At 66.0% G+C, this 25,314-nt stretch carries 25 protein-coding genes and 1 pseudogene; 11 read left to right on the forward strand and 15 right to left on the reverse strand.

Annotated elements, in window-relative coordinates; all coding sequences use genetic code 11:
- Positions 1–58: 58 nt before the first annotated feature.
- Both OG247_RS18095 and OG247_RS18100 read right to left on the reverse strand, forming a co-directional pair.
- The gene (locus OG247_RS18095; protein ID WP_327253219.1) at positions 59–298 is read right to left on the reverse strand and encodes a chaplin; all 240 of its coding nucleotides are present in this window, start codon (positions 296–298) and stop codon (positions 59–61) included.
- A 156-nt stretch (positions 299–454) separates the two neighbouring features.
- Complete coding sequence (locus OG247_RS18100) at positions 455–1,021, reverse strand: hypothetical protein (RefSeq protein ID WP_327253220.1); 567 nt, start codon at positions 1,019–1,021, stop codon at positions 455–457.
- Between the two features lie 280 nt (positions 1,022–1,301).
- Between OG247_RS18100 and OG247_RS18105 the strand changes: the two genes are divergently transcribed.
- Complete coding sequence (locus OG247_RS18105; RefSeq protein ID WP_327253221.1) at positions 1,302–1,712, forward strand: rodlin; 411 nt, start codon at positions 1,302–1,304, stop codon at positions 1,710–1,712.
- Positions 1,713–1,855: 143 nt separating this feature from the next.
- Here the strand turns inward: OG247_RS18105 and OG247_RS18110 are convergent, their stop codons facing one another.
- The gene (locus tag OG247_RS18110) at positions 1,856–2,497 is read right to left on the reverse strand and encodes a vitamin K epoxide reductase family protein (RefSeq protein WP_327253222.1); all 642 of its coding nucleotides are present in this window, start codon (positions 2,495–2,497) and stop codon (positions 1,856–1,858) included.
- A 192-nt stretch (positions 2,498–2,689) separates the two neighbouring features.
- On the opposite strand from OG247_RS18110, the gene OG247_RS18115 reads away from it, so the two are divergent.
- On the forward strand, positions 2,690–3,460 hold the full coding sequence (locus OG247_RS18115) for a DUF6227 family protein (protein ID WP_327253223.1): 771 nt from the start codon (positions 2,690–2,692) through the stop codon (positions 3,458–3,460).
- A gap of 24 nt (positions 3,461–3,484) precedes the next feature.
- On the opposite strand, the pseudogene OG247_RS18120 reads toward OG247_RS18115, so the two are convergent.
- A pseudogene (locus OG247_RS18120) lies at positions 3,485–4,567 on the reverse strand (PTS fructose transporter subunit IIC); the annotation flags it as partial.
- A 49-nt stretch (positions 4,568–4,616) separates the two neighbouring features.
- Here OG247_RS18120 and OG247_RS18125 point away from each other — a divergent pair.
- Positions 4,617–6,239 (forward strand): recombinase family protein, encoded by a 1,623-nt coding sequence (locus OG247_RS18125; protein WP_327253224.1) that lies wholly within the window; start codon positions 4,617–4,619, stop codon positions 6,237–6,239.
- Positions 6,240–6,381: 142 nt separating this feature from the next.
- Here the strand turns inward: OG247_RS18125 and OG247_RS18130 are convergent, their stop codons facing one another.
- The 5 genes from OG247_RS18130 to OG247_RS18150 all read right to left on the reverse strand — a co-directional run bounded on the left by OG247_RS18130 (position 6,382) and on the right by OG247_RS18150 (position 10,870).
- Positions 6,382–7,851 carry a replication initiator gene (locus tag OG247_RS18130; RefSeq protein ID WP_327253225.1) on the reverse strand — a complete coding sequence of 490 codons (1,470 nt, stop codon included), beginning with the start codon at positions 7,849–7,851 and terminating at the stop codon, positions 6,382–6,384.
- A gap of 143 nt (positions 7,852–7,994) precedes the next feature.
- Complete coding sequence (locus tag OG247_RS18135) at positions 7,995–8,699, reverse strand: DUF2637 domain-containing protein (protein WP_327253226.1); 705 nt, start codon at positions 8,697–8,699, stop codon at positions 7,995–7,997.
- A 51-nt stretch (positions 8,700–8,750) separates the two neighbouring features.
- Entirely contained in the window at positions 8,751–10,178 is a 1,428-nt protein-coding gene (locus tag OG247_RS18140; RefSeq protein ID WP_327253227.1) for a cell division protein FtsK, read from the reverse strand.
- A gap of 123 nt (positions 10,179–10,301) precedes the next feature.
- Complete coding sequence (locus OG247_RS18145; RefSeq protein ID WP_284681791.1) at positions 10,302–10,433, reverse strand: hypothetical protein; 132 nt, start codon at positions 10,431–10,433, stop codon at positions 10,302–10,304.
- 68 nt (positions 10,434–10,501) lie between these two features.
- Entirely contained in the window at positions 10,502–10,870 is a 369-nt protein-coding gene (locus tag OG247_RS18150) for a hypothetical protein (protein ID WP_214348555.1), read from the reverse strand.
- 177 nt (positions 10,871–11,047) lie between these two features.
- On the opposite strand from OG247_RS18150, the gene OG247_RS18155 reads away from it, so the two are divergent.
- Together OG247_RS18155 and OG247_RS18160 are read left to right on the forward strand one after the other, a co-directional pair.
- Positions 11,048–11,524, forward strand: coding sequence for a GntR family transcriptional regulator (locus tag OG247_RS18155; protein ID WP_327253228.1), 477 nt, complete (start codon positions 11,048–11,050; stop codon positions 11,522–11,524).
- 1,865 nt (positions 11,525–13,389) lie between these two features.
- Positions 13,390–15,066: a ricin-type beta-trefoil lectin domain protein gene (locus OG247_RS18160; RefSeq protein WP_327253229.1), complete on the forward strand. Its 1,677-nt coding sequence runs from the start codon at positions 13,390–13,392 to the stop codon at positions 15,064–15,066.
- 66 nt (positions 15,067–15,132) lie between these two features.
- Here OG247_RS18160 and OG247_RS18165 read toward each other — a convergent pair whose 3' ends face one another.
- The 6 genes from OG247_RS18165 to OG247_RS18190 all read right to left on the reverse strand — a co-directional run bounded on the left by OG247_RS18165 (position 15,133) and on the right by OG247_RS18190 (position 19,179).
- Positions 15,133–15,606: a hypothetical protein gene (locus OG247_RS18165; protein ID WP_327253230.1), complete on the reverse strand. Its 474-nt coding sequence runs from the start codon at positions 15,604–15,606 to the stop codon at positions 15,133–15,135.
- 115 nt (positions 15,607–15,721) lie between these two features.
- Positions 15,722–16,573: a hypothetical protein gene (locus OG247_RS18170; RefSeq protein ID WP_327253231.1), complete on the reverse strand. Its 852-nt coding sequence runs from the start codon at positions 16,571–16,573 to the stop codon at positions 15,722–15,724.
- Entirely contained in the window at positions 16,554–17,462 is a 909-nt protein-coding gene (locus OG247_RS18175) for an aldo/keto reductase (protein ID WP_327253232.1), read from the reverse strand. Before OG247_RS18175 ends, OG247_RS18170 begins: the two co-directional genes overlap by 20 nt.
- Positions 17,459–18,646, reverse strand: a complete 1,188-nt coding sequence (locus OG247_RS18180; RefSeq protein WP_327253233.1) for a JmjC domain-containing protein — start codon at positions 18,644–18,646, stop codon at positions 17,459–17,461. Before OG247_RS18180 ends, OG247_RS18175 begins: the two co-directional genes overlap by 4 nt.
- Positions 18,647–18,660: 14 nt before the next feature.
- Positions 18,661–18,798 carry a hypothetical protein gene (locus OG247_RS18185; RefSeq protein ID WP_327253234.1) on the reverse strand — a complete coding sequence of 46 codons (138 nt, stop codon included), beginning with the start codon at positions 18,796–18,798 and terminating at the stop codon, positions 18,661–18,663.
- A 195-nt stretch (positions 18,799–18,993) separates the two neighbouring features.
- Positions 18,994–19,179, reverse strand: a complete 186-nt coding sequence (locus OG247_RS18190; protein ID WP_327253235.1) for a hypothetical protein — start codon at positions 19,177–19,179, stop codon at positions 18,994–18,996.
- Between the two features lie 274 nt (positions 19,180–19,453).
- Here OG247_RS18190 and OG247_RS18195 point away from each other — a divergent pair, with 274 nt between their 5' ends.
- The 6 genes from OG247_RS18195 to OG247_RS18220 all read left to right on the forward strand — a co-directional run bounded on the left by OG247_RS18195 (position 19,454) and on the right by OG247_RS18220 (position 25,084).
- Positions 19,454–20,908, forward strand: a complete 1,455-nt coding sequence (locus OG247_RS18195; RefSeq protein WP_327253236.1) for a helix-turn-helix domain-containing protein — start codon at positions 19,454–19,456, stop codon at positions 20,906–20,908.
- A 16-nt stretch (positions 20,909–20,924) separates the two neighbouring features.
- Positions 20,925–21,410 (forward strand): hypothetical protein, encoded by a 486-nt coding sequence (locus OG247_RS18200; protein WP_327253237.1) that lies wholly within the window; start codon positions 20,925–20,927, stop codon positions 21,408–21,410.
- A 579-nt stretch (positions 21,411–21,989) separates the two neighbouring features.
- Positions 21,990–22,424 carry a hypothetical protein gene (locus tag OG247_RS18205; protein ID WP_327253238.1) on the forward strand — a complete coding sequence of 145 codons (435 nt, stop codon included), beginning with the start codon at positions 21,990–21,992 and terminating at the stop codon, positions 22,422–22,424.
- A 94-nt stretch (positions 22,425–22,518) separates the two neighbouring features.
- Entirely contained in the window at positions 22,519–23,268 is a 750-nt protein-coding gene (locus OG247_RS18210) for an ABC transporter ATP-binding protein (protein WP_327253239.1), read from the forward strand.
- A gap of 275 nt (positions 23,269–23,543) precedes the next feature.
- Positions 23,544–24,506, forward strand: a complete 963-nt coding sequence (locus OG247_RS18215) for a DUF7224 domain-containing protein (RefSeq protein ID WP_327253240.1) — start codon at positions 23,544–23,546, stop codon at positions 24,504–24,506.
- Positions 24,506–25,084: a hypothetical protein gene (locus OG247_RS18220; protein WP_327253241.1), complete on the forward strand. Its 579-nt coding sequence runs from the start codon at positions 24,506–24,508 to the stop codon at positions 25,082–25,084. Before OG247_RS18215 ends, OG247_RS18220 begins: the two co-directional genes overlap by 1 nt.
- The last annotated feature ends 230 nt before the right edge of the window (positions 25,085–25,314 follow it).

Raw genomic sequence — 25,314 nt, forward strand, 5'->3', positions numbered from 1 at the left:
GACTGTGGGCGCCCCCGGCCTCGCCGGTGGCGCCCACAGTCGTGTGTTGCGTCGAACGTCAGTCGTTGACGCAGACGTTGCCGAACGCCGGGTTCAGCGCGCCGATCACGTTCACGGAGTTGCCGCAGACGTTGATCGGAATGTGGACCGGGACCTGCGCCAGGTTCCCCGAGAGGACACCGGGGGAACCCACGGCCGCACCCTCGGCCTTGGAGTCGGCCATTGCGGAGCCGGCGGCACCGGCCGCAGCGAGACCAGCGGTGGCCAGGACCAGGGCGGCCTTCTTGGCAGTGTTCATGGGAAGTGCACCTTCTCTTCGATGTTCTGCCCCGATTCCGGGGCTCACATCGAGCGAAACGGTCCACCTTCCCAGACGACACGGTTCTGCACGCGATCAGACCTGTTCAGCCCAATAGTCGTAACCGCGTGCGGGTCCGCGGACGGATCTCGGTGCTTACGGAAGGAACTCCGCGAACGACGGGATCTTCGGGACGAGGCCCGTCGGTGTCCCGGGTACCGCCGGTATGGCCGGCACGGCCGGCAACGCACCCGCGGGCGGGGCCGCGGGTTCGGAGACCGGGAGCGCCGGTACCTCGGGGATCGGGACGTCGGGGATCGGAACGTCGGGGATCGGGATGTCGGGGATCTCCGGAACCGCCGGGATCGCCGGGATCGCCGGGATCGCCGGGAGCTGCAGGTCCGGAAGGCCGGGGATCGCGGGGATCTGCGGCAGGGAGGGGAGCGCGGGCAGTTTGATCTCGGGGAGCGTGATCCCCGGCAACAGGGTGCCCAGGCTCTTCGTCAGGTTCGCCAGGATCTCGGAGACCGCGGCGAGGGCGTCTTCGACGGGACCCGCCGCCGCCACCCTCTCGTTGATCTCCTCCTGGGCCGTCGCCACTCGGCTCGCGGCGGCACCGGCACCTTCCGCGGCGCCCGCGGGGGCTGCCGCGCCGGTGAGTATGACGACCGCCAGGGCCGACGGGACGAGGACGCGGATGCGGGAGGCCTTGGTGCGGTGCATGAGTGTTCCTTCTGGTGGTCGCTCGGAAGCGGACCCGAGCGATCCGCTTCCTTACCCACCGTGCGAAGGGGTTGTACGGAGCGCAACACGAGCGCGGGGGCCCGCACCCCGCTGCGGGGTGCGTACGGGCTTCGCGCACGCGTCCGGGGGCGACTCACCCCACCCGGGGAAAACCTGCCCCCGGACAGGCCGTTTGAGTGAAGCAGCGGAACCAACCCTTCACGAAGGCAGTTGATCAGGGCGCTCCACTTGCGGGCACTCGTGCGACAAAAGGATCAAAATGTTCAAGAAGATCATGACTGCCGCCGCGGTCACCGCCGCCGCCGTCGGCGCGGGCGCTGCTGCTGCCGCCCCCGCCATGGCCATCGGCAACGACAACGGGATCAACACCGTCAACGGGAACGGTGCCGTCCAGGCGTACGGCAACCAGAAGACGCACGGTGACATGAGCCCGCAGCTCGGCGTCGTCCAGGGCACCCTGAACAAGCCCTGCATCGGTCTGCCGGCCAAGGTCAACGCCCAGTCGCTGATCGCCCTGGTCAACGTCGGTGTCCAGGACATCAACGTCCTGTCCAACCCGCAGAACCAGCAGTGCACCGAGAACTCCACCCAGGCCAAGGGCGACGAGCCGCTCTCGCACATCCTCAGCAACATCCCGGTCCTCTCGGGCAACGTCTCCGCCAACAGCTGATCTCCGCTCCCGATCTACGGTCCGGGACCCCGTGGTCCACATACACGGCGCCCGTGGAGCGACGCGTTCGAAGAAGCGGTGTGACGTGACGAGGGCCCCGGCAGCGTCCAGCTGCCGGGGCCCTCGCATGTCGTCCGGCGCCCTCAGCCGGTCCAGAAGTCCCACCACCGGGTCAGGATCAGCATCCCGATCACGCCGGTGTGCAGGACGGGCGGGGCCCAGCCGAAGTCTGCGAAGAAGTTCCGTACCGGTGCGGGCGCGGGGAGGATCCCCGTACGGACGGTGTGGGCGGTGACCGCCCAGAACATCAGCAGGGTGGCCAGCCAGGTCAGGCAGCACCACAGGCAGAGCGCGTTGATCTCGTAGAGCGACTGGACCATGAGCCAGGAGCAGAATCCGACGCCGAAGAGCATGCCGGCGCCCAGACCGAGCCAGAACCAGCCGCGGTGGCGGGCCCCGGCCAGCAGGCCGGCGCCGACGCACACGACCGCCCCGTAGGCGACCAGCCCGAGCATCGGGTTCGGGAAGCCGAAGGCCGCCGCCTGCTCGCTCTTCATCACGCTGCCGCAGGAGACCACCGGATTGAGACTGCAAGCCGGCTTGAAGTCCGGGTTCTCCAGCAGCAGGAACTTGTCCAGGGTGATGACCCAGGCGGCCAGCACTCCGGCGGCTCCGGTGAGCAGCAGCAGCCAGGCCAGCCCGCGGGGTGCTGCGATCGGTTCTGCGTCCTTGCGGTTGTGGGGCCTGCCCTGCTGGCGGGGGACGCCCACGGTATTTGTTGCCATACGGTCATGCTCCCGCCCTTGTGCCCGCTATCCGGCCCAACCATGCTCATCGACATGGAGGTTGACCTGAAGGGGTGGCTGGAACCCCTGGCGCTTCCCGGACGTTTTACCGAACCCCGGACGTGATGTCAGACCCAGGGGCTACGTTGAGCTTCCGCGAAGTGACAAGCTGCGACGGCCTGGAGACCCACCTTGAGCGATCCACACGAGACAACCGAGGCGCACCTCGATCGACTCCTGGGCCGCGCCCTCAACTCCTTCGACCTGCCGGACGCGTTGGTCGAGCGACTGGGCACGGCGCTCGCCCACAGGTCCTCCCTCCACACCACCCGCCGCAGTGCGGCGGCGGGACCGTGGCGGGAGATACACCGGCACGCCTACCTGCTCTCGGACGGCGATTCCGTGGTCCTGTGGGAGCTGGCGCACCGTCAGGACGCCGACCTCTCGATACGGTACGAGGTCTTCGCGAGCAAGGCGGAGACCTGCCTCGCGGCGGCCCGGCTCTTCGGCGAGGTCCCCTCGCAGGTGGCGCGGGAGCTCGTGGAGGTGACGGTGGAGGAGGAGCCGGACAGCGACATCGCCGTGCTGAGCGCGCTGTTCACCCATCCGACCCCGGCCCAGCGGCACCGCGAGTACGGGGTGGAGGAATCCGCGGACCACGCCCGCCGGGTGTTGCGCCGCGCGGAGAACCCGGACCGGCCCGGCGAGCAGGTGGCCCTGCTGCTGCGGTCGGCCTACGCGCACCAGATCACGCAGGTGTTCGGCACCCGGCAGTGCCTGGCGGACGGGCGGGACGCGGGCTTCAGCCTGTACGAGCACTCCTTCGTCCTGCTGGACGGGAGCGAGTTCAGCCTGTGGGAGGTCGAGCACACGGTGACGCCGGACGGGCGCCACATGTGCGAGGTCTACGAGACCGAAACGGCCGCGCGCGGAGCCATGGAGCTCCGCGCGCGGGTGAGGTGACGGGGCTGGGGACGGGGACGGCGGTCAGGCGGCGACGGTGACCTTCGCCGGGTCCGGCAGGGGCTCCGCTTCGGCGGCCCCTGCCTGCTGCGGCGGGGTCTGCTCCTGCTTGCGCATTCCCTTGAGGAGGACGACCAGGCCGGCGGTGGTGGCCGTACCGGCGGCGATCGCGATCAGGTAGAGCAGCGGGTTGCCGATCAGCGGGATGACGAAGATGCCGCCGTGCGGGGCCCTCAGGGTGCACTCGAAGGCCATCGAGAGGGCTCCGGTGACCGCGCCGCCCACCATGGAGGCCGGGATCACGCGCAGCGGGTCGGCCGCGGCGAACGGGATGGCGCCCTCGCTGATGAAGGAAGCGCCGAGGAACCAGGCGGCCTTGCCGTTCTCGCGCTCGGTCTTGGAGAAGAGCCGGCCGCGGACCGTGGTGGCCAGCGCCATCGCCAGCGGCGGCACCATGCCGGCGGCCATCACGGCGGCCATGACCTTGAGGCTGCCCTCGTTGGGGGTGGCGAGGCCGCCGATGGCGAAGGCGTAGGCCACCTTGTTGAGCGGGCCGCCGAGGTCGAAGCACATCATCAGGCCGAGGATGACGCCGAGGATGATCGCGTTGGCGCCGGAGAGGCCCGACAGCCAGTCGGTGAGGGCCTGCTGGAGCGAGGCGACGGGCTTGCCGACGACCAGGAACATCAGGAACGCGGTGACGGCGGAGCCGATCAGCGGCAGGACGACCACCGGCATGATCCCGCGCAGGGCGGTGGGGATCTTCACCCGCTGCACGGCGAGCACGGTGCCGCCCGCGATGAGGCCGGCGATCAGGCCGCCGAGGAAGCCGGCGTTGATGGTGAGGGCCACGGCGCCGCCGACGAAGCCGGGGACGAGACCGGGCCGGTCGGCCATGCCGTAGGCGATGTAGCCGGCGAGGACGGGGACCAGGAAGCCGAACGCGAGGCCGCCGGTCTGGAAGAGCAGCGCGGCCCAACTGGCGGCCTCGGTCCACACGAAGTGCTCGGCGACCGAGGGGGCGGTGTTGATCTCGTACCCGCCGATGGCGAAGGCGAGGGCGATGAGGAGGCCGCCGGCGGCGACGAACGGGACCATGTAGCTGACGCACTACTATCGCTCAGACACTTGCCCTTGTCGCGAGAGGTTAGCAGCGGTGAAAGCGTCATCCAAGTGGCTCATACATCCCGACCTACATCAGGCCCTTGCCGAGGGCAGAACCTTCGAGGAGTGGCTGAACGGCCGGAAGCCCAGCTGCTCGTACGCCCGAATCACCAACGACAAGCGGGACGCCGCAGGTGTCGCCCGGCAGCACCGCAACAACGACGAGTTCGCCGCACAGCATGGGTGCGCCATCGTCTACCGGTACACCGACAACCACATCACCGCAGCCGACCCGGACATCGAGCGGCCGGCCTTCCTCCGCCTGGTTCGGGACCTCAGGGCCCGTCGCGTCGAGGAGGGGTACCCGATCCAGGGCCTGTTCGTCGTGGAGGAAGAGCGCGTGGTGCGTCTCCCCGAGGACTACCTGAAGTTGCACAGGGCCCTCACCGTGGACAAGCACGGGCTGTACGCCATCGCCGATACGAAGACCGTGCTGGACGTGCACAGCGACGCCGAGATGCTTCGTGGGCTCCTCACCTCAGCCATGGGTGAGCGCGAGGTGGTCCGGGTCAAGCGTCGTGTGAAGCGCAACGTCCGGGACCTTGCGCTGGAAGGCAATCCCGTAGGCCCGCGCCGCTTCGGATGGCTCGGAGCCGACGTCCGCACGGGACGCAAGGTCAACGAGAAGCTGGACCCGAAGGAATCGAAGGTTCTACGGGGCGCCATCGAGCTGGTACTCGCCGGGAAGTACTGGGCTACCGCCGTCACGTTCCTGGACGACAGCGGCTACGTAACCCTGCGGGGCAACAGATGGGCGACCACACCGGTTCAGTACATGCTCACGAATCCTGCCCTGTGCGGCTACCGGATGATTCACGGCAAGCTGGTGACCGACCCCAAGACCGGTGAAGCCGTCGTCGGCAAGTGGGAGACCGTGTGCACGCCCGAGGAGTGGTTGTTGCTCGTCAAGAGGTGTCCCGTGTGGTTCAACCCGCACGGCGAAACCGCGTCGAGCCGCTTCCGGGACAAGGTTCTGCGAGAGGGCAAGAAGAACTTTCGGGAGATCGCCGAGGATACGCGCCGGTTCTTCCTGACCAACATCGCGCGGTGCGGGTACGTGGACGACGCCGGGGACATGTGCCTGGCCAAGATGAAGGGCAACGGTCCGAGCGGATCGAACAAGCAGGACCGGTACCGGTGCGGCGACCCGCGATGCAACAAGGTCAGCCGCCGTGCCGACTACACGGACAAGGCCGTCGAGGCCCTCGTCGTGAAGGTACTCAAGGCCCAATTTGCTGCCATGCGGCCCGATGAGAAGAAGTGGTACGGCGAAGAGACCCTGGCTGCGCTCCTGGCCAAACGGGCGGAGATCAAGGAGAGCTACAAGTCAGGCGTGTTCGATCTCGCCGAGTACCTGGACTTCAAGGACGACAACGACCGGCAGATCACGGAGTCGCAGGAGGACCGCAACGACTTCTACGCCGAGCAGGCCGCACGCAACTTCCTCGCGGGGTTCAGTGAGGAGAAGTGGGCGGGGTTCGACATGCGACAGAAGCGAAGGGCCGCCACGACCGTCCTGCAAACCGTGATCATCCATCCGATCCCCAAGGGCCGGCCACGGAGCGGCGCGTTCGATCCCGACCTCTTGGAGCCGGTGTTCCGGGCCTCTCACTGAAAGAGCTGTCGCAGTACCTCTAGCTGCTCCTCGCCCAGGCGGGGGGCAGCTTGTGCGTGTGCGACGGCCCATCCTTCAATGCGCATCGCGACCGCATCGCCGTCGGACAGGGTGGACGGTACAGATTCCACAGCGACGAGCGTCACGTCCATACCTCCCCTTCGGTCTTGTCGCGTTCCTTGTCCTCGCGAGCGCGGTTGATTTCGTGGCGTGTCTGGTTGGCGAGGAGCTCTTCGCCGGGGCGGTAGCCAGTGGTGAGGAAGGCCCAGGAGGATTCGGTGACGAGAACCGATTCGGCGACGGGGGCCTGGTCTCCTGCGCGTTCACGGGCTGCTTCGGCTTGGGCGATGCGCCACCCTCGTCGTACGTCGCGCAGGGCGCCGAGGGTGGTGGAGTAGGCGCGGGACTTGGTGGAGAAGTGGCCTCGGAAGCCGAGCATGTGGGCCCACTTGCAGAGCTTGAGGTGCGCGAACTCGGGCATGCCCCCGAGGGTCCAGGCGGTTCGGATCATCGTCCGAACGTGGGTCTGGACGCGGAGGTCCGCGAAGGGTTCGGCGCGGCCCGTGCCGTCACAGTGAGGGCACAGGTCCCGCACTCGGTCGCCGACCGTGCCGCGACCGGCGCAGGGTGCGCAGACAAGGGAGCGGTCCACGGTGCCGGAGCCTTCCGCGCTCTTTGTGGCGTACTTGGCTACGTAGGAGGCCACGCGCTGGTCTGTGAGTTCGCCGTCCCCGAGCGCCGTGATCTCGCGTACGTCGATCATGTCTCCCCACCGGATTTCGCGATCACCCACCGCGTCAGAGGTCAGGTTGAGGGCGACGCGTCCGGCGGCCTCGTGGACGGCGTGGGTCAGCGCTTCGACGGTGGCAAAGGCCGGCGGGGTGTTGGTGTGGCCGTCGGGGCCGTCGAGACGGACGACTGCGTGGAAGTGGACCAGGCCGCGCTTCTGGTACTCGGCGACCTTGGCGAAGGAAACCCGCACAAGGCCGTTCAGGGCCTTCTGCGTAATGCCCAGGTACGAGGCGAGCTCGCGGCGCAGGTAGGTCGTGAACCGGGACCACAGGGCCCCTGCATGAGCGTTCCAGAGGACCGCGCCCGCGTAATCGTACGTGCGGGGGTCCAGCGGTGTGCCGAGGACAGGAGCGTCTTCGGCGTGGTGGTCACCGCAGCGGCAGGGGCGGAGCTTGCCGCCGCTGGTGGGCCGGTTGTGGACCGGGCCAAAGGAGGGGGCGGTGAGCGTGACGAAGAGCCGGGGGTGCGTACGGACGGACTCAGCGACGTTCTTGCCGCCGGAGAGTCCGGCGCGGACGAGGTGGTACGTGTCGGCGGCGTAGACGCGGGAGCAGGCCGGGCAACGTGATGAGCGCCGGTTGCCGCAGGCCGTCAGGAGCCGTCCGGTGGGTTCGTCGGCGGTCGCGTAAGACCGGACGACCGCGTTGTCGTTCGCGGCGTCGCGGGTCTCGGTCCAGCCGACGAGGTTGACCGGCGCGGAGCAGCCGCCGAGGCGGTTGATCTGTTCGCGGACGCGGTCGAAGTCTTGGAGGTTGGCCAGTTCGATCAGGTCGCGTACGGCGGGGCTGATCACGTGCCGCAAGACGAGGTCGCGGGTCATGAGTCTGGAGTCCTTCCGTACGTGAGAGATGGGGGTGAGGGCCCTGGGCCGCACCCGGCGGAGGGTGGGGTGCGGCCCAGGGCATGACTGGCCAGGCCCATGGGGCCAGGAGCGGGTGTTGCCGGAAAGGCCGGCGGGGTGGATCAGGCCGTCAGCTCGGCGTGCGCAGCGGTGGCCAGGGGAAGGCCGACGCCGAGTCGCGCTTTGAGCTGTGCGGCGCTGATCGGCTCTCCGTGGATCGCGGTGTGGGAGTCGGCGATCTCGCGGGCGGCGTCCAGGAGGGCCGAAGGCACCTTCGGCGCCGGAACGCTCACCGGGGCCGGGGCCGGAGCCGGGGTGAAGAGGACCGGGACCAGGTCCGCGACAGGTACCGGTTCAGATACGGCAGGGTCGGGTTCCGTGATCGGCTCGGGGGCGATCACGGGGACCGGTGCAGGGGCCTGGGTGGCCACGGCGTGGAAGCGCCGCAGGAGGGTGGGCCCGACGGCGCCCCATCCGAGGAGGAGCAGGGGTGCGACCGCATCCACACAGGCGCGGCCGTAGTGCCCCGCGATGATCGGTTCGGCGATGTTGAGGGCCAGTGTGAAGAAGCCGGAGGCATGCATCAGGCGCGTGGCCCCGGTGAGGTCACCGGCCGGTACCCCGCGCAGGGACAGGTACCGCAGCGCGACCAGGAGCCCGACGACGGACAGGTCCACCATCGGGGCGATCAACGGTGCAACAGGGCCCGGGACACCCAGGCGCAGGGCGAGGGACCAGACGTTGCCGAAGGAGAACACGAAGGCCAGTAGGGCGATGATCGCCATGACCACGGTCACGGTGCGCTGTGTCATCCGGTCTTCTGCCATGAGGGTTTTCACCTCCCTTCAAGGGGTGTGCAAGGTCAGTTGGAGGGGTGATCAGGCAGCGAGGAGTTCGGGGCCGTCTTCCTCGTCGGGGTTGTGCTTGGCGAGGTCTTCGACCGTGCGCCCGGTGAGTTCTTCCAGGAGCTGGAAGGGGTCGCGGACCAGGTGCCCGGTCTTGGCTGCGATGTCACCGGCGTACGCGTCGGGGACGTAGGGGGTGCGGATGCGGACGAAGCCGGGACGGCCCTGTGCGGACATGACCACCACGCCGACGTACGCGGGGTCCTGGAGGTTAATGGGGTTGGCGTCGGGCCACTGGCGGATGTCCTCGCCGAGGGCGGCCACCGCGGCTTCTGCCGTCTTCTGGGCGAAGGACAGACCGACCGGGCACACGTCCCGGATGAAGGTGGGGATCGCGTCCCCGGTGGTCTTCTGAGTGGTCAGGAACATCAGGATGCCGAAGGCGCGGCCCTTCTTGACGAGGTCTTCCGCCAGCCGGGCGTTCTCGGCGGCGAGTGCGGCCAGGCGCTTGGTCGCGGGGTCGGAGCCCTTGTGGTCGCGGAAGTAGGTGTGGGCCTCGTCCATGTTGATGACGATCAGCGGCCACATTTCGGAGGGCCCGACGTGCCACATGTTCTTGACGCCCAGGACGCTGGTCATGCACGCGGAGCGGGCGCGGCGCAGGAGCACGAGACGCTTGAGGAGCTTGTTCGCGGCCTCCAGGTCGTCACCGACGAAGGCGAACATGCGCTGGAAGAGTTCGGCGTAGTCGCCCTCCCGGGCATGGGTGACCTTGCCATCGAGGGTGACGAACTGGATGGCCGGCGAGGGTGCCCAGTCGCAGATGAGCCGGTTGTTCATGGAGGTCTTCCCGAAGCCGGGCAGACCGCCGACGGTGACCCCAGGCACGTCCTTGAGGGACACCGACACGGGCATGCCGAACTCATCGACGCCCAGTTCCCAGCGCGCGAGTTCCTTCGGCGGGCGGCCGGTGGGCACGTGCTCAGTCGGAGTCGTCAGCGGGTCAACGCGGACGCCACGGATCAGGACCTGTCCCGGCTTGTCCCCGGGCAGGACGGAGACACGGGTCATTCCCCAGGCGTCCGCGAGGTAGGGGGCAGCCTTCTGGAACTCGGCCAGGCTCACCTTCGGCAGGCAGTTCGCGCGCGCCATCACACCGAACTCATCCGGCGTGACCTTCAGTACCGGAGTCAGGACCCGGGGCTTGTGCTGCTTCTTGCCGTCCGTATCGGACAGTTGGTCCATGAGGGTGGGCATCCTGTCCGTGACGGACAGCCCCGCCATCTGTGCCAGGCGCTTCCAGCCCCGGCGGATACGCACCGCCTGCCGGATACTCACCCGACCCATCGGCGTGGCCCCCACGTAGCGGACGATCCACACCACCGCCCACAGGGCGATCAGGGCGATGCCGCCCCACATGACAACGTTCAGCCACCGCGTGGCGTCGCTCAGTTCGTTCATCTGTCCATGTCCTTCGCGTTCTTGTTCTTGGTTGTGTTGGTCGCCTCAGAGGTCGAGGGCGACCAAGGCGGGGCCGGGCACTCCCTTCCGAGAGGCCCGAACCCATGCCGCATGGAGACGGGGTCAGTCGCCCCAGGTGTGGCCGAGGTCGCCATAGAGCAGTTCGAACAAGGCGCCCTGCATACAGAAGGCGTCCAGGCCGTTGGAGATCGGCGGGAGACCGTGCGCCTCCAAGACGAAGCGCAGGTCACGCATCACGTCATCGGGAATGAAGCCGTGGGCCAACACGAGGCGTGCCAACGACCCGCCGCCCCCGCCAGCCACTACGCGGCGCCCACTTCGGGCATCGCCGGGGCCTCGACCAGTTCCAGGGCCGTGCACCGATAGGCCACGCCCTCCGAGAGCTGGTCGTTGAAAATCCGCGCCCACGGGGAGGCGAACAGGTTCACAGGGCGGACGAAGCGGCCCGGGTGCAGGCCGTTGGGCAGGCCGTCAGCCGGGACGGTCACCTTCAGGACCTCCGCCCGCTCGTCCTCCATCAGGAACAGCGTCACGGTGAACAGCGGCTGTCCGGTCTCCCGGTCCACCGCACGGATCGCGTTCTCCTGGTCCTTCCACTTCGGGACCGCCGGGGTGCCCGTCATGCACTTCGTTGACTGCTCGAAACCCACACGGATGTACGTCCTGGCCATGGCAAATACGCCCTCTCGGTTGAGGTTTGGCCGCTTGTTCGGCCACACCCAAACCATAGCCGCACACACGCACACTCGCAACACCCGCACACCGGCACGCACGGGAGGGCCGCACAGTCGGGACGCGAGGGTGCGCCGCTGTATCGCACGGACAGGGAGGCCCCGTATTCTGCGCGTATGACACTGGACTTCGAGAAGGACGACCGGCCGCCCTACATCCAGGCCGCAGAGCTGCTTCGGCAGGACATCCGCAGCGGCCGACTCGAGCCCGGCGACAGGCTTCCGTCCGCTCGTACGCTCCAGGACCGGTACGGCGTCGCCAGCTCGACCATTCAGAACGCGTTGCGGCTGCTCAAGAACGAGGGGCTCATCTACTCGGTGCAGGGCCGGGGCAGCTTCGTCCGCAACAGCCCCACCCCCGCCGAGGCGCCGGCGTCCGAGTTCATCCGGGAGTTCTTCGAGCCTGCCCCGGAGGAGCCAGCCAGCGCGGAGGGGGCCCCGAGTCACGATCTCACTCCGAGCCCCCTACACAGCGACGAGTTCAATACCCTGGCCCAGGCCATCCAGGAACTAACCGGCATCGTCGCCGCGATGACCGATCAGGTCAGCAAGCTTCAGCAGCAAATTGCAGACCAGGGGAAGACTTCCGAATAGCCTCCGACACCCGCCGCATCGCCGCGTTCAACTCGGCTATCTGCACGGCCAGTCGGGTCAGACCCGCTTCAAGCGCAGCTATCTCGGACTCACTCATTCTTTCCCCGCCCATCGTCTTGCTTTCCTGTCGCGCATCCCCGCGTATCGCCTCCACTCCCACGTGCAGAGCGGCGAGTAACGGGCACACACCACCCGCACCCCCGGGGCCGGCTGACCTCATAGCTCCGGTCGGTACGACGCACCCTGAAGCACTTCCGCGGATTCCTCGACCCTCAAATCTGGGTTCTCCCGCGCTGCGGGCAAGTCGCTCGACCCCTCCCGCCCCGCGCGCCGAAGACTTGGCGTAACAGCCCGCCACGCGGGCCGCCCTCAAGGCCCCACGGCCGGGCACAACTTCCCCCGAGGGCACCGCCACCGCCTCCACTCGCTCACCCGCCCTAACATCAGTCTCCGCAGAATCCCGGAATTCCGAATTCCCATCCCGGGTGATAGGTGCCGCCCAGGTAGAACCGGCCCCTTCATCTGCTACAGGTGCCGGGATCGGCGAAGGTGTGACGCTCGCCCCCCAACTTTCTGATGTGACGCGCATCACACACCCCTCCCAATCGATGCACGGGCTACCCGCCTGATGGCAAGGGTCCGGAGAATCCCCGGTTTGGCTGACCGGGGATCGTCGGCTATGTAGATCGGCCCGCTTTTGCGGATCACACGTAGAGGTATGCAAAACGCCTCTCGCGTGACACCACCCAGACGTGATCTGCGTCACACTGCCCGCTTTCCCTGTGGACAACTGCCGGACTCTCCGGCGCACGCAGCACGCAATCAGCGAAAGCGGACACCCCCTCAGAACCTGCATCCCGACCCCCGTTTGCCATGACCTGTGGACAAGGCCACGTAAGCGGCCCGTAGACACCAGACCATGCCGACCCTGTGGATAAAGTCCGGCGATTCCGCGAACAGACCAGGGCAAGAAGCGATGGAACAATGCTTATACGGATGGACTTCACAGAGCATGACGAAGCAGCCCATACCTAGCGGCCGAAGCGGCCGGAGGGATGAGCTGTCGAAAGTTTCTTTACTGGATCAAGGCGGCCCGCTGACGCGGCCCGCGCGGCGCGGCGGCCCCAGGCCACCGCTGGCTCCATGTCTCCGCCACCGCCCGCGACGGCCCCCGCCCGCTCGCGCCGCAAAAGCCCGAGAAGCGGTCGAGCCAGACCCCGGAAGAACCCCGACCGGCTACCCCACGGCAAGCACGGCCAACAGGAACGGGAGCACACGCCAAGCCCGCACAGGTCACCGCGGATTGCTGTCCACCCACACGTGGCCGGGGCCGGCGGCCTCCACGGCTTTACCCACCTGTTCGACTCGGGGCCCGCGTCGGGCAAGTCCAGGGGGCCACTCGATCAAATTCCGGGCAGGATCAAAGCCTGCCCGAGTTGCCGGACAGCGTAAGGCCCCCTGAACATGCCCGACCCCAACCCGAACAGGACACCGGCCAAAGCCGCTCCAGCCACCGGCGCGGGAACGTGACCGATCGATGCGGCGACGCTCAAACCACGACTGCCATGGCCCCTAGCGATGAGCCCCAAAATGAGGGAAGCCTCAGATGCGACCAGCAGCCAACTAATCACGGCATCGAGGATGCGGAATCTAGATCACTGACGACGGAATGGATAAACCAGGGCGAACTAACATATTCATGACGACCCTCGACACTAATCAGCCACATTCAACCTCCTTTCCGGTCGTCTCACCCGGAATACCCGAACACATGCGCGAATAGTGCTATCTTCGCCCTCGTAAATTTTTCAAGAAAAGAGGGGGATCGTATGAGGGTAAGAGGTTTCACCTCAGCAGCCCTGGGGGTGGCTGTTGTACTGGGATCAATGATTCCAGTGGCCGCAACGGCTGATGAGGCAGAAACGGAATCTTACGTCTGGGTGAGGTCTTCTGACCCGACTACGTTGCAGGAGCCCGGTGAGCCCTATCAGGGAACCAACACTTTGCCGGCAGGGGTTTCTGGGGCCCTTGAACCGCCCGAGCCTGAGACTCCGACCCCGGAGTACGAAGCTGAGGCGCTCAAACGCTCAGGAGCGACGTACGGGAGCGACACGGAAACTAAATTCCACCCATTGGTTGATGTAATTGATTTCGCGGGCTGTAATGCCAGCCCGGAAGGAAAAACCGATAACGGCTTCATCGTAAACCACTTCGAATTCTGCCGGTGGAATTACAACACCCTCACCAAGCTGAATGGTCAGGGTAGGGTGGAAGGCCAGGTCCGCTTCAAGGAAACCGAGGTTGGTGAAGGTCACAACAATGGGCGACAGGGGACGCTCAATGTCAAAGTAACCGATGTTCGCACGACGGGGGTTTTCGTCGGCGCTTCGATGACTCTCTCCCCGACCAGTAGGGGATATCCTGGAGTATGCACCACGTCATTCGGAACTTCCGGCAGCTACACGGAACCGCTTTCAACGTGGAACAATACATTTGTCTACTATCGGATCACCAGCACCGCTGCGGACGGTGACCAATCACGAATAGACAAGCCGACTACCTGCAACTTCCGGAACAATTGGAAGGTAAACGGCACCAAGGGATCTTCTGAGTGGTTCGCTGCACCCGACCAAAGTTTGCGCATGGACTCCGCCGAATACCTGAAAAGGGGAGCGACGCAGGGGTTGGAAGGGGCAATTTTCAATCGCGTCACCCCTTGGCTCTCCTACGACTACGCCGATGCCTCCGTCAAACAGGTGGCCGAGCACATATTCACAGCCTACTTGATCCCCGAAAGTACGGATCCGAGGGTTGATCACGCCAAGAAGATTCCCGGTCGACTGGGCAGCTCCACGTTCCTCACCCGAAACTACCCAAAGTTCGATGCCGCTGCGAAGAAAGTCAGCGACGAGAACCTCAAGTGGAAGAATGCGGCATGCGGACAGCTCGTTAAGGGTAACGCGACTTACGAATGTGACGAATTCCCCTTCGCTTCAACCAAAGAAGGGGCCGCAACGGGGAATTTCTCTGTCCGCTACGTCCCTGGAACCGTTAATTCCACTGCGGGGGGAAGGCTTTCCGCGTGGTATGCGCGGGATAGAATCCTCCATGGCGACAAGTTTCAGGTCCTTGCGAAAAATCACGGTAAGCTAGTTCCAGCAACCTTGGTTATTAAGTCCTCGGGGGAGTATAAGATGGCTCTCGACGTAGCCAGCCGGACTGCCGGCTCCCCTGCTCGAATCTATACGTACTCAAGCGGACCCAGCCAGGACTTCTGGCATAACGATGACGGTCAATTGCGAGTTTTCAGTAATAGCTGCCTAGATGCTAGCGCAGGCACTGCGGGTACAGCTGTGAAAGCTGAGCCTTGCTCAGGAGCGGATTCCCAGATTTGGGGACCTAGTACGGATTACCGAGGGGCGATCCTTCACAGAAGAAGCGGATTGTGCCTGGCCCTCAAAGCGTCTCCCCCTGTCGAGCGGACGCCCATCATTCTCTCTCCCTGCACTGGGATGGCTAATCAGATCTGGGTCGTCACGTAGTTAGCGAACTCCCAAAATAGGCCGCGCACGTGTGCCCCTGCGTCAGACGCAGGGGCACACGTGCGATCATTGCTGAATGAATTGAATAAGATATTCCTCGATACCCTCGATAGGGTAAACCTTTCCCAGGAGTACCGCGTAACGCTGCGATGCAGTATCTCCACCGCGTCGCCAAACTCGTAGCTCGTATTCACTATCGGGCGTCAATTTGAAATCGAGTTCAGGGCCGTCGATATTAAAAAGTGACGCTTCTCCACTGGCGCTCCGATAGGAGCCGTGACCAATTAGTTCAAATCCGGACCCTTCTGGTTCACGGGGTTTACATCGAACCTCAATGGTGATTAGTGGATGGTGAGTTCCGGCGAGGCTCATGAAACGGATCGCCCCCTGCCCGATTCGTACCGGGGTCGAGTCCATCTCCATCTCGGCCCAGCGGAGATACGGGAGTTCGGGCGAGGACTGTGTCTCCTCGATCCCAAAGATCGATCGGTCGACCAGCATCTTAAGTGTCTGCGTGTACGAAGGATCGTCATCTGGCATGCGCAAATCTTAGACCCCACCTACCTCTGGCGGGACCAAGTCGGGACCTTTTCCATCCAATTGATTGGACGTGGCCGGGACCGAAGGTTCGACTTCTACATCTCGCACTCTCCACTCAAAGAGTGGATGAGTGGGACTGTGACCGCGGGCGGACACCGGTCAGCTCTTCGGCGCGGTCCAAGAGGAGCGGTGCGAGCTTGGGGTAGAAGCCGCGAGCAACGGCCTGGAGCATTTCGGCGAGCGCGGCTAGTTCACCGATGCGGCCGGCGGGGGTGTTGAGGATGCTCCCGAAGCGGCTGCGGACGTGGGTGGCGATGAACGGGACCCGGAGGCTGTGCGCGTGGAGGAGCCCCGGGTCGTAGCCCACAGGGACGCGGCCCCAGCGCTCCCAGTCCAGGAGTGTCAGTGGCATTCCGGTGACGTTGCCCCAGTGGAGGTCACCGTGTCCTGTGACGCGCTCGATCTTGGCGGGGGCAGGAATGCCGAGGTACTGGGGGAAGGCTCGCTCGATCCAGTCGTCCCTCACGGTCTCCTTGGCGCCCTCCACTTCCGACAGGCGGTCGAGAGATCGACGCAGCACCGTCCACCACTCCTTAGGCAAAGCAGGGTTGCGGTTCAGCTCCGGACTCCGGGGTGACACGACGGGGTGCGGCACCAGGTCCAAGACCTCAGCTTCGAAGGCGTACTCGCCCTGGGTCCAGTCGTAGGTTCCGTGCACGGCGGGGCGCGGTACGTCGCGCGGGACCAGGTCGTCGGCCCCGACGATTCCTTGTCCGTGCTTGCGTCCCGCGTTCTTCACCAGGCTCCGGCTGACCCGCAGCCAGTAGGGACCCGAGCGGCGGCCCAGGGTGAAGCCCGCGAAGCCCCAGACCAGCGGCCCCGAGCAGATCAGGCCGACCTTCTCGGCCGCCCGGTCGTGAGCGGCCGTCATCAGGGTCTGGACGGCCTCATCCGGTGGCAAGTTCATCGGTAACTCTCCTGAGGTGGTCGCGGGTGAGAGGCGCGGCCAGTGCCTTGGCTGCATCGTCCCAGTGGTCGCGGCTGCTGGACGACGTGAGCACGACGTCCAGGGCCGGGCAGGAGGCGGCAGCCAGAAGGCCGGCGGCACCAGGCGTGAGGCCGGGGCGGATCAGGTCCACCAGTTCGGGTGTCATGGCGTCGAGGAGGTCACCGCCGTGCAGGGGTGCAGAGCCGAAGGTGATCATCCCCGCGTCCTGGGCCTGGACCAGGGGGCCACCGCCGTTGAGTGCCTGAGTGATCGGCGCGTCCATGATCAGGCTCACGGGCATTTGGAGGCCGATCAGGTGGTGTCCCTCGGAGCCCGCCGCTTCCCGGGCGAGCGCCACGAGCTCAGGGACGCTGAAGGCTCCTTCCCGGAGGCCCGCCCAGGTGGCCACGCCGTAGCCGCCGATGCGTCGGAGCTGTACGAGCCCTTCCAGGACGCTGAAGACCTCCCGTAAGCGCCAGTGCATCACCGCCCTGTCTGCGCCGTGTATGGCCCGCTCAGGGTTGTGCACGAACAGCAGATCCACACAGCCGAGTTGGGTGATGGCTTCTTCCACCTGATGGCAGATGAAGCGGGGGTCGAGGCTGTGTCCTGCGGTGGCGTCTTCCACGGGAAGGACGTCCAGGGCCAGGGCGGTACGGGCCTGGCTCCGGGTGAAGAAGCCTGTCTTGGTTGCCACCCGTGTGGCCCCCGGATGCTCCCGCAGGACCGGCCCGAGGTGGTGTTGCGCCAGCCCCTCGGCGTAATTCGGCGCCGTGTCGATCCACGGGGTTCCGGCCCGCAGAGCAGTACGGGCTGCTTCGGCCACCTCTCGGACGCGATAGGTGCCGAGGGCCAGAGCCGCCGTCACAGGGCTGTCCCCACGACAGCAACGGCCTGACCCTCAATGAGGACCGCGACCAGCGCTGCCACATCCTTCACTTCCAGACCCGCGCAATCCGCGAGATCGCCCAGCGTGGCCGTCTGTCCGAGCAGCAGAAGGCGAAGGGCCGGCGCAGCGGCGTCGGCGAAGTCCCAAGCCGTTCCAGCCGCAGAGAACGTGACCGTGCTGTGGCCACTGTTCTCCACGACACGGCCCCGTGGGGCGGTCAATCGCACGGCGATCTCCGGGCGGGCGGGGAGGCCGTCCACGTAGGGCAGGGAAGGGATCGCGTGCCCGTGGTGTGTGGTGTCGTTCGACTCCGCCCACCGCTCCACAAGCCGGGGGTCCGCCAGCTCATCCAGTAGTTCCCGGCGCAGTTCGGCCAGGAAGTCTGACTGATCCGGCAGGGAAGCGAACCGCGGAATGTCCTTTCGCAGGGCAAGGCCCGACCGGAGCTGATCCACGACCCAGTGGAGGAGGTCCGCCCCCGTGTGGGAGACCAGGCCGAAGGTCAGGTGCAGGGACTCCGTGCCCTGGTCAGCGGTGACCGCGTGCCACCAGCCGCGCGGCAGGTAGAACACGTCACCGGGCGCCAGGACGATGTCTGCGACGGGGTCACCCTCGGGCTTCTCCGGGGTCTCCACGTCGCGGAACGTAGGAGCCTCACGTGTTGCCCCGTAGAGCCGCCATCGCTTGGAACCGTGGACCTGGACCACGACGACGTCATGGTCATCCCAGTGGAGCCCGAAGCCTTCCCGCTCTGTCCAGGAGGCGTAAGCATTGACCTGCACCGAGGTACCCAGGAAGCGTTCCAGGCCCTCGGCAGCCGCCCCCACGGGCGGGTGGATCTTCTCGACCGAGTCCAGGACGAGCGAGGCACCATCCCGGAGCTGAGCGTGCAGTTCGGCCGGCTGAATACGGGACCAGGTCACCGCCCGCCGGTTCGTCGTCGGGACCGCGTAGCGGTGAACGGGGACCATCTCGCCGTCCACCGACAGCCGCAGCCTGGGCGGTTCCAGGCGCTGTGTGGCGATGATCCGGTTCAAGTCGTCCCAGGAGAACAGGCCCGCCACGTCGGCAGTACCCGGGAAGTGCGCGTAGGAGCGGTGGTACGTCTGGGCGAGGAAGGTATCCCCGCCCAGACGCCCCGCCCACGAGGCAAGATCAAGCATCGTGGGCAGCCCCGCTAGTCGTTGCCGTCGGAGCGGCCGCCACTGACGTCAGACTCCTGCTCGGTACGGGTGCGAGCGGCCACGATCTTCCGCTTCGCGACGAGCAGGCCACCCCCCTCGGGGGCAACGGAACCCTGGATCTCTTCCACCATCGAACTTTCCTTTCTCTGGGGAAATCCCTCCGGAAGACCCGGCGGGAAGACTGGAGTCGGGCGAGCCGAAGAGCCGCTATGACGTGGCGTAGATGCCAGCGGCGTACAGGCCCAGCGAGCCGACGATCAGGCCCACGTACAGAGGGCCGGCGAACCGGCCGAACCGGCGCAGGAGCCAGCGGCCTAAGCCATGCACTACGCCGCTCCCGGCTGGGCAAGCGCCGGGCGGAGGGAGCGAGCCGTCACCGTCCGGCGACCCGCACATTGGGCGCATTCGCAGGGCGGATACCGGCCGGGGTCGTAGAGGAGCACCACCGGGTCGCCCTCACGCACCACGGTCTCCTGGTCCCAGGTCCGGCCGTTGTCCCGGGATACGCGCATCGTCATCAGCGAACGCGACTCGTCGCTGCCAAAACCCCGGACCAGCGGACTCCCGGACGAGGGGGCCGCCAAGTCTCCCTTCTCAACCATGCCGCTTGCCTCTCTCTCGGGGCCGCCAGGGCCCGGATTGGTTCGGTGGGCTGCGCATGAAAAGCATCGGCCTGACGCCAGGCTCAGCCGATGACCGGCGGGTATTACCTAGGCGGTAATACGCTTCCCGATACGGCGATTTGAGGATCTTCCCGGCTACGCTCCCGACGAAGGCTGTGCCACGATGACGCATCCCGGCCCCACCCAAGGCCCCCTGCTGTCCGCCGAACTGCTTGCGCGCGATGACCTCCGCCTGGCGCTGGTAGAGCACGACTTCGCCGCCGCGTTTCGGCTGATCAAGAAGTACGGCGGCTTGTCTCAGAACCGGATCGCATCAGCCTGCCAACTCACGCCCGGCAAGGTCTCAACGATCACGTCCGGCAGCCAGAAGGTCGTGTCGTTCGACGTGATCGCGCGCATTGCAGACGGCTTGGGTATCCCCGGCCATCTCGTCGGCTTAGCAGCACGCCCGTGGGAGGGACGCCACTCCGAACCCCCGGAGACCGCCCAGGACTCCCCACCCGCCGATGACATGCCCTGGCACCCGGAGGTGACGACAGCCCTGGCCGCACAACTCACCGGAACCGATCTCGCCATGGACAGACGCACCGCCACACGCCTCATCACCGCAGCCGCGCTGACCGGGACGACCCTCCTCGACCCGCTCGAAGGGTGGTTGGCCCCACCCGCCAGGGGAGAAGAGCGCCGCCGACCAGGCCGACTCAGCACACACGACGTAGCCCAGCTTGAACAGACCGCAGTTGCGTTCCGTCGATGGGACCACCAGTTCGGCGGGGGCCTACGCTCCAAGGCTGTCCTAGGCCAGCTCAACGACACGGCCGCCGCACTCGAAGACCACCAGTCACCCGAGGTCGAAAAGCGGCTCTACCGCGTCATGGCGCAGCTCTCAGGCACCGCCGCCACCATGTCGTGGGACTCCGGTCATCAGCGGCATGCACAGGACTACTACCGGCTTGCTCTGCGCGCGGCACACGCCGGCGACGACATCCCCTTCGGCGCCAATGTCCTGGCTGGAATGGCCCGCCAGATGCTCTATACGGACCGGCCCACAGACGCGCTCGAACTGGTCCGGCTTGCGCAAGATGGCAGCCGCGGATTGAGCGGCCCCCGCGTGCGAGCAATGCTGCACACCCGGGAGGCATGGGCATACGCGGCCATGGGGCGAGTATCGGCATTTCGACGTGCGACCGGCCAGGCCGAAGAGGAGTTGGCGTCAGCCGGGCCCCAGAAGGACGAGCCCCACTGGATCAGCTACTTCGACCAGGCCGAGCTCTCAGGAGTGACCGGCGGTCGGTTTCTCGACCTGGCCCGCACCGACCCACGCGGCCACGCGGAAACCGCCGCCGAGCACATCCGGACCGCACTGGATGCACGCGGTACCGAGGCCGGCCGATCTCACGCACTCGACCAGATCGGGCTTGCCGAGACCCGCTTCCTCGCAGGCGACCTCAGCGACGCCGTGGCAGAGACCCAACGGGCGGTCGCGGCTGCATCGCTCACCCAGTCCAGCCGAGTCCGGACGCAGTTGGGGGCCCTGTACCAGTACACCGTTGGACGTTCGGAGAGCCGGGCCGTGCGGGAGGTCCGCGATAGCATCCGCGAGCTACTGGCGAACTGACCTGAAGGGGGACGGCATGACCGTGATCGCGGTGACTGGACACATGGACCTCACCGAAGAAAGCGTGCCGCTGGTCCGCGAAGCACTCGTGACGCTGCTCAACCCGTACACCGAGGAGGCACTGACCGGGGTCTCCTGCATCGCGAAGGGAGCGGATGCCCTGTTCGCCGACACGGTTCTCTCTCTGGGCGGTCAATTGGTCGTAGTCGTGCCGTCCCAGGACTACCGGGAGGCCAAGGTCAAGGCCGACTACGCGGCCGAGTTCGACCGCCTCCACCAGGCCGCCGCCGAGGTCGCCGTGATGCCGTACGCCGAGGCCAACCGGGAAGCGTACGAGGCCGCGAACAGCGAGCTCCTCCGGCGTGCGGACAGGCTCATTGCCGTGTGGGACGGCCAGCCGGGCAATGGTAGGGGCGGTACCGCCGACACGGTCGCGGAGGCCCGCGTGAACGGCCTGCCGGTGGAGGTCGTCTGGCCGAAGGGGGCCTCGCGCAAGGGCTGAAGCGGCACACGTCAACGACACCGGCCGCCGCGACCTCTCCCTAGCGGTCCTCAACACCTGCACAGAGCGCTTCACGGCAAGAGGGACTTGCCCGCAACTGACGGGGAGCAACCTGTGTGCCTCCGCAGATCCGTCCAACTCGCGAGACGCCAGTTGTGTCACACAACACAGGGCCATCAAACAAACCGACCCGCCCACCTCACGGGGCCGTGCGTCGTCGATATGGGAAAGATAGTGCCAGTTTGAGCCCATCCGGCGAAAGTTAGGGGGCCAGCCAATCACCAGAAGAGGAGACGATTTCCAGACAAAGATAGAATAAATCCAGCCCACTCCAAGGGGATAGGCCACTGCAAGTCCCCGCGAGTACCTTTGCACCGATTCGGTCGAATTACCACCCACTCCGGATCGATTCCACTTGACAACTTGTTTGACCTGCGATTGACCTTGTTTTAGATTTCGTTCGAACGACACTCGACGGGGGGTTGCCACGTCACGCGAGAGTGTCGTTACCGAGAGGAGGAAGACATACTGACTCCTGCACGCTCGATATGGATTCGCGGACCTGAAGGAATTTCCATCATGTCTCTCGATATGCCCACTATGCGCACCCGCTTTCGGCGGCCCATCACTGCCGCGATCGGCGCGGCCGCTATGCTCGGCGCGATAGCCACTCCGGCGCAGGCCGCCGGCAGCTTCACCAGCTACCTGGCCAAGGCTGGGCATGATTTCGATTCCCGCCGCTGGAACGAAGCCGCTTCCGACGTCAACACCAAGATCGTTTTTGAGGGGTGTTTCGGCCGTGGAAGCGTCAACGTCTCATTGGCCAAGGACATCACAGCTGCGCCTGACCCGTTCTACTCCATGGCGAACTTCACCAACTGCTTCACCGGAAACACCGCGCAGTCCACGGGAACGTGGGGCGACCACGGAGGGGGCAACTACTATTTCGTCATCGACGTTGGCATGGTCGGTGGCGGGGTCACTAACGTGAATTGGCTCAAGGTTTCCTGGTAGTCGGCGTTTCCTGCTGAAAGCCCCTCCAGCCGGACTGTGCTGCTGCCACAGCGGCATAGTCCGGTTTCGTTCTGCGTCATCGAGGTTGCGCACTATGCCTTTGCACTACCAATCCTGCACTTTTCGCTATGGCCGGAGAATGCGTCCAGTCATTGACGGTCTCGACCTGCGGTTCTCACCGGGGCACACCGTGTTGCTTGGCCCAAACGGCGCCGGCAAAAGCACCTTGTTGACACTGGGAGCCAGCGCAACCTTTCCGCAGGCAGGAAAGGTCCGTTTCGCGGGGTTGGGTACGACCCGGCGCCGAGATCTGCTCGCCTACCGGCGCAAGGTTTCTTGGCTGCCGCAGAAGCCAACGTTTCTGCCGGGGATGACGTGCCGCGAACACGTTGCCTATGTCGGGTGGCTCAAGGGCATGCGTGAGCGGGCCGCGTGGAAGGCCGCTCCTGCCGCGATTGAGCAAGTCGGATTGTCCGAGAAGGCCAACCACAAGGTAGCCACTCTCTCCGGTGGGCAGCAGCAGCGTTTGGCCATTGCACAAGCCCTCGTCCACCAGGCCGAACTGTTGCTCCTGGACGAGCCTACGGTGGGCTTGGACCCTGCCCAGCGCCGTCGCTTCCACGACCTCCTCGCCGAACTGCGAGGGTCTGTGAACGTGATCGTATCCACTCATGACATCGCGGACCTCGATCAGTCCTTCGCCGAGGTCGTGGTCCTTGAACATGGCCGGCTGCGATTCCAGGGCTCGGTGGCACAGTTCGCCTCCCATTCCCGCCCCGATGCCGTCCCCGGGCGCCACCTGGAGAGCGCCTACGCCGCGCTGCTGGGTTCGGTGGAGCTGTGATCAGCCTGGCCAATCTGCGAGCTTCCTCCGCACCGTGGCTGGTGCTGCCCGCGTTGTTCTACATGAGCCTCTTCGTCGGTGGAAACAACTCCGGGGGAACCCCCGGGTACGGTGTGGCCTCCGGTGAGCTGGCGGCTTGGGCGGTCTGTGCTATAGCCCCGGCTGTCTCGGCCGCTGCTGCCTGGGAAGCCAGCAGACAACGGCAAGTGGCACAACTACGCACGGTTGGGGCGCGGAGCAAGCTCCGGCAGTGGCTGTGGAGCACGGCCCCTGTGATGATCCTGCACCTGGTTCTGGTGGTTGCCGCCCTCGTGCTCGCCTGGTCGACGGTCGGAGCATGGCCGTCCGGCCGGGGTCTCTGGGCCGTGGCGCACTTGCTGGTGCTACCGCTCGGCTGGGGCATCGTGGGCTGGATACTTGGGACGCTGCTACCCCGGGCGGTGGCTGCGCCTCTCGCCGCGGTGGGAAGCTGGGCCTGGATGGCCATGCCGCATTCGTCGAGCAGTCCCTCCTTGCGTCACCTAGGTGGCTGGGTGATCGAGAACTCAACGCTCACCGACCTCGTCGACCCACTTGCCTACGTGATTCCGTGGCTTGTCATCACCGGCTTTGCCGGGGCGGCCATCGTCCTGACCGGAGCGCGCCGTCAGCCCGTGGTGGCCGCCGCTGTCGCGTTGGCTCTGATCGTGAGTACCGTCGTGATCGGACTGCGCATGGTGGAAGGCTGGGGGTACAGCCCCCGCATGGAGCCGCGCGCCGCGCGCATGGCGTGCGTGGGTCAGCGACCGTCGATGTGCGTACCGACCGAATACGGGACCGCCCGCGCGGAACGCGTACGCGATGCCGCCCTCCCGGCGATCGACAAACTTGAGGCGGCTGGACTGCCCAGGCCTGAGGTGGTGCGCCTTGTCTCTGCAACCCTTCCGCCCAAGGCAGGCAACTGGCCCCTGCTGTGGTCGGATGGCATGGCTCCCGACCAGTTGGCCATCAGTGTGGCGCGCTCTGCTGTCACGGGTGTCGCCGCCAATGCCGGGGTAAAGGACTGTCGACAGTCCTCGCTAGCGGACGCGTGGGCCACGATCGCTGCTGGCCTGGAAGCGGAGAAAGTAAAACAAATGACCTCCCCGAGCCAATGGGAGGAAATCAGCAAGGTGCGGTCGCGTTCTGCAGCCGACCAGGCCCGCTGGTTCAGCGATGCCGCCCGCTCTCAGAAGCACTGCACGGCGGTGCTTGAATAGTGCTCTACTTCAAGGCCGTGCGGCGCTGGTGGACGATACCAGCAGCAGTCGTGCTGCTCACTATTATCTGCTGGGCTGCCGGCAGCACGGAAGTACCAGTGCCGAGCTTCCTGGGTGGAGTAGCCAGCGTCCGGGTCAAGTACTTTGCCCCATTGCTTGTTGTCATAACTACTATGTACTGCCTTGATCGTCGTCTTCCGGCGGCCGAGAGTACGGCGGTGACACGAATTCACTGGCTCGATCACATAGCGGTGGTCGCCACGGTGTTTCTCACCGTCTTGACGGGACTCGTAGCGGGCATGGATGTCCCGCGAAACCTGATGGTCTTGCTCGCGCTGGCCCTCCTGATCCGAGGTGTGGCCAACGAGGCTGCCGCCGGTGGCGCATGCTTGTTGCTGCTGTTGGGGACCGCGGTCCTCGGCCGCGCTTACGAGGCCTCCGGCCAGCCGGGCGCCCGGTGGTGGGCGCTCCTCCTCTACCCGCCGGCTAGCGTTGTGTCATGGGTGCTCGCCGCCATCTTCCTCGCTGCTGGCCTGTTGGCCCCAGGCCGAATGAAGCAGGGCCTGGACGTGCGGTGAGCTACTGGGAGGGCGGTACGTGACCTGAGTGTCTCGCAAGGGCTGAGGTCTTTACCCGAAAGCCGAGTGCCCCGCGTCGTGAGGTTCACGACGCGGGGCACTGATGTGTTCGGAAGTTGTTCAGTCAGGCAGTTCGATGCCAAGGCTTTCCGCCAGGTCGCGGAGGTCATCGCGCGGGATGACCGGGGCTTTGGCCGCTTGCTTGGCCGCCCAGTGTTCCAGGATCTCGT

Origin of the sequence: Streptomyces sp. NBC_01244 (assembly GCF_035987325.1) — a bacterium.
GTDB lineage: Bacteria > Actinomycetota > Actinomycetes > Streptomycetales > Streptomycetaceae > Streptomyces.

Coding starts and splice junctions, on each gene's coding strand:
- OG247_RS18095 (WP_327253219.1), bottom strand. CDS start 298: ATGAACACTGCCAAGAAGGCCGCCCTGGTCCTGGCCACCGCTGGTCTC.
- OG247_RS18100 (WP_327253220.1), bottom strand. CDS start 1,021: ATGCACCGCACCAAGGCCTCCCGCATCCGCGTCCTCGTCCCGTCGGCC.
- OG247_RS18105 (WP_327253221.1), top strand. CDS start 1,302: ATGTTCAAGAAGATCATGACTGCCGCCGCGGTCACCGCCGCCGCCGTC.
- OG247_RS18110 (WP_327253222.1), bottom strand. CDS start 2,497: ATGGCAACAAATACCGTGGGCGTCCCCCGCCAGCAGGGCAGGCCCCAC.
- OG247_RS18130 (WP_327253225.1), bottom strand. CDS start 7,851: ATGACCCGCGACCTCGTCTTGCGGCACGTGATCAGCCCCGCCGTACGC.
- OG247_RS18135 (WP_327253226.1), bottom strand. CDS start 8,699: ATGGCAGAAGACCGGATGACACAGCGCACCGTGACCGTGGTCATGGCG.
- OG247_RS18140 (WP_327253227.1), bottom strand. CDS start 10,178: ATGAACGAACTGAGCGACGCCACGCGGTGGCTGAACGTTGTCATGTGG.
- OG247_RS18145 (WP_284681791.1), bottom strand. CDS start 10,433: ATGCGTGACCTGCGCTTCGTCTTGGAGGCGCACGGTCTCCCGCCGATC.
- OG247_RS18150 (WP_214348555.1), bottom strand. CDS start 10,870: ATGGCCAGGACGTACATCCGTGTGGGTTTCGAGCAGTCAACGAAGTGC.
- OG247_RS18155 (WP_327253228.1), top strand. CDS start 11,048: ATGACACTGGACTTCGAGAAGGACGACCGGCCGCCCTACATCCAGGCC.
- OG247_RS18165 (WP_327253230.1), bottom strand. CDS start 15,606: ATGCCAGATGACGATCCTTCGTACACGCAGACACTTAAGATGCTGGTC.
- OG247_RS18170 (WP_327253231.1), bottom strand. CDS start 16,573: ATGAACTTGCCACCGGATGAGGCCGTCCAGACCCTGATGACGGCCGCT.
- OG247_RS18180 (WP_327253233.1), bottom strand. CDS start 18,646: ATGCTTGATCTTGCCTCGTGGGCGGGGCGTCTGGGCGGGGATACCTTC.
- OG247_RS18185 (WP_327253234.1), bottom strand. CDS start 18,798: ATGGTGGAAGAGATCCAGGGTTCCGTTGCCCCCGAGGGGGGTGGCCTG.
- OG247_RS18190 (WP_327253235.1), bottom strand. CDS start 19,179: ATGCGCGTATCCCGGGACAACGGCCGGACCTGGGACCAGGAGACCGTG.
- OG247_RS18195 (WP_327253236.1), top strand. CDS start 19,454: ATGACGCATCCCGGCCCCACCCAAGGCCCCCTGCTGTCCGCCGAACTG.
- OG247_RS18200 (WP_327253237.1), top strand. CDS start 20,925: ATGACCGTGATCGCGGTGACTGGACACATGGACCTCACCGAAGAAAGC.
- OG247_RS18205 (WP_327253238.1), top strand. CDS start 21,990: ATGTCTCTCGATATGCCCACTATGCGCACCCGCTTTCGGCGGCCCATC.
- OG247_RS18210 (WP_327253239.1), top strand. CDS start 22,519: ATGCCTTTGCACTACCAATCCTGCACTTTTCGCTATGGCCGGAGAATG.
- OG247_RS18215 (WP_327253240.1), top strand. CDS start 23,544: ATGATCCTGCACCTGGTTCTGGTGGTTGCCGCCCTCGTGCTCGCCTGG.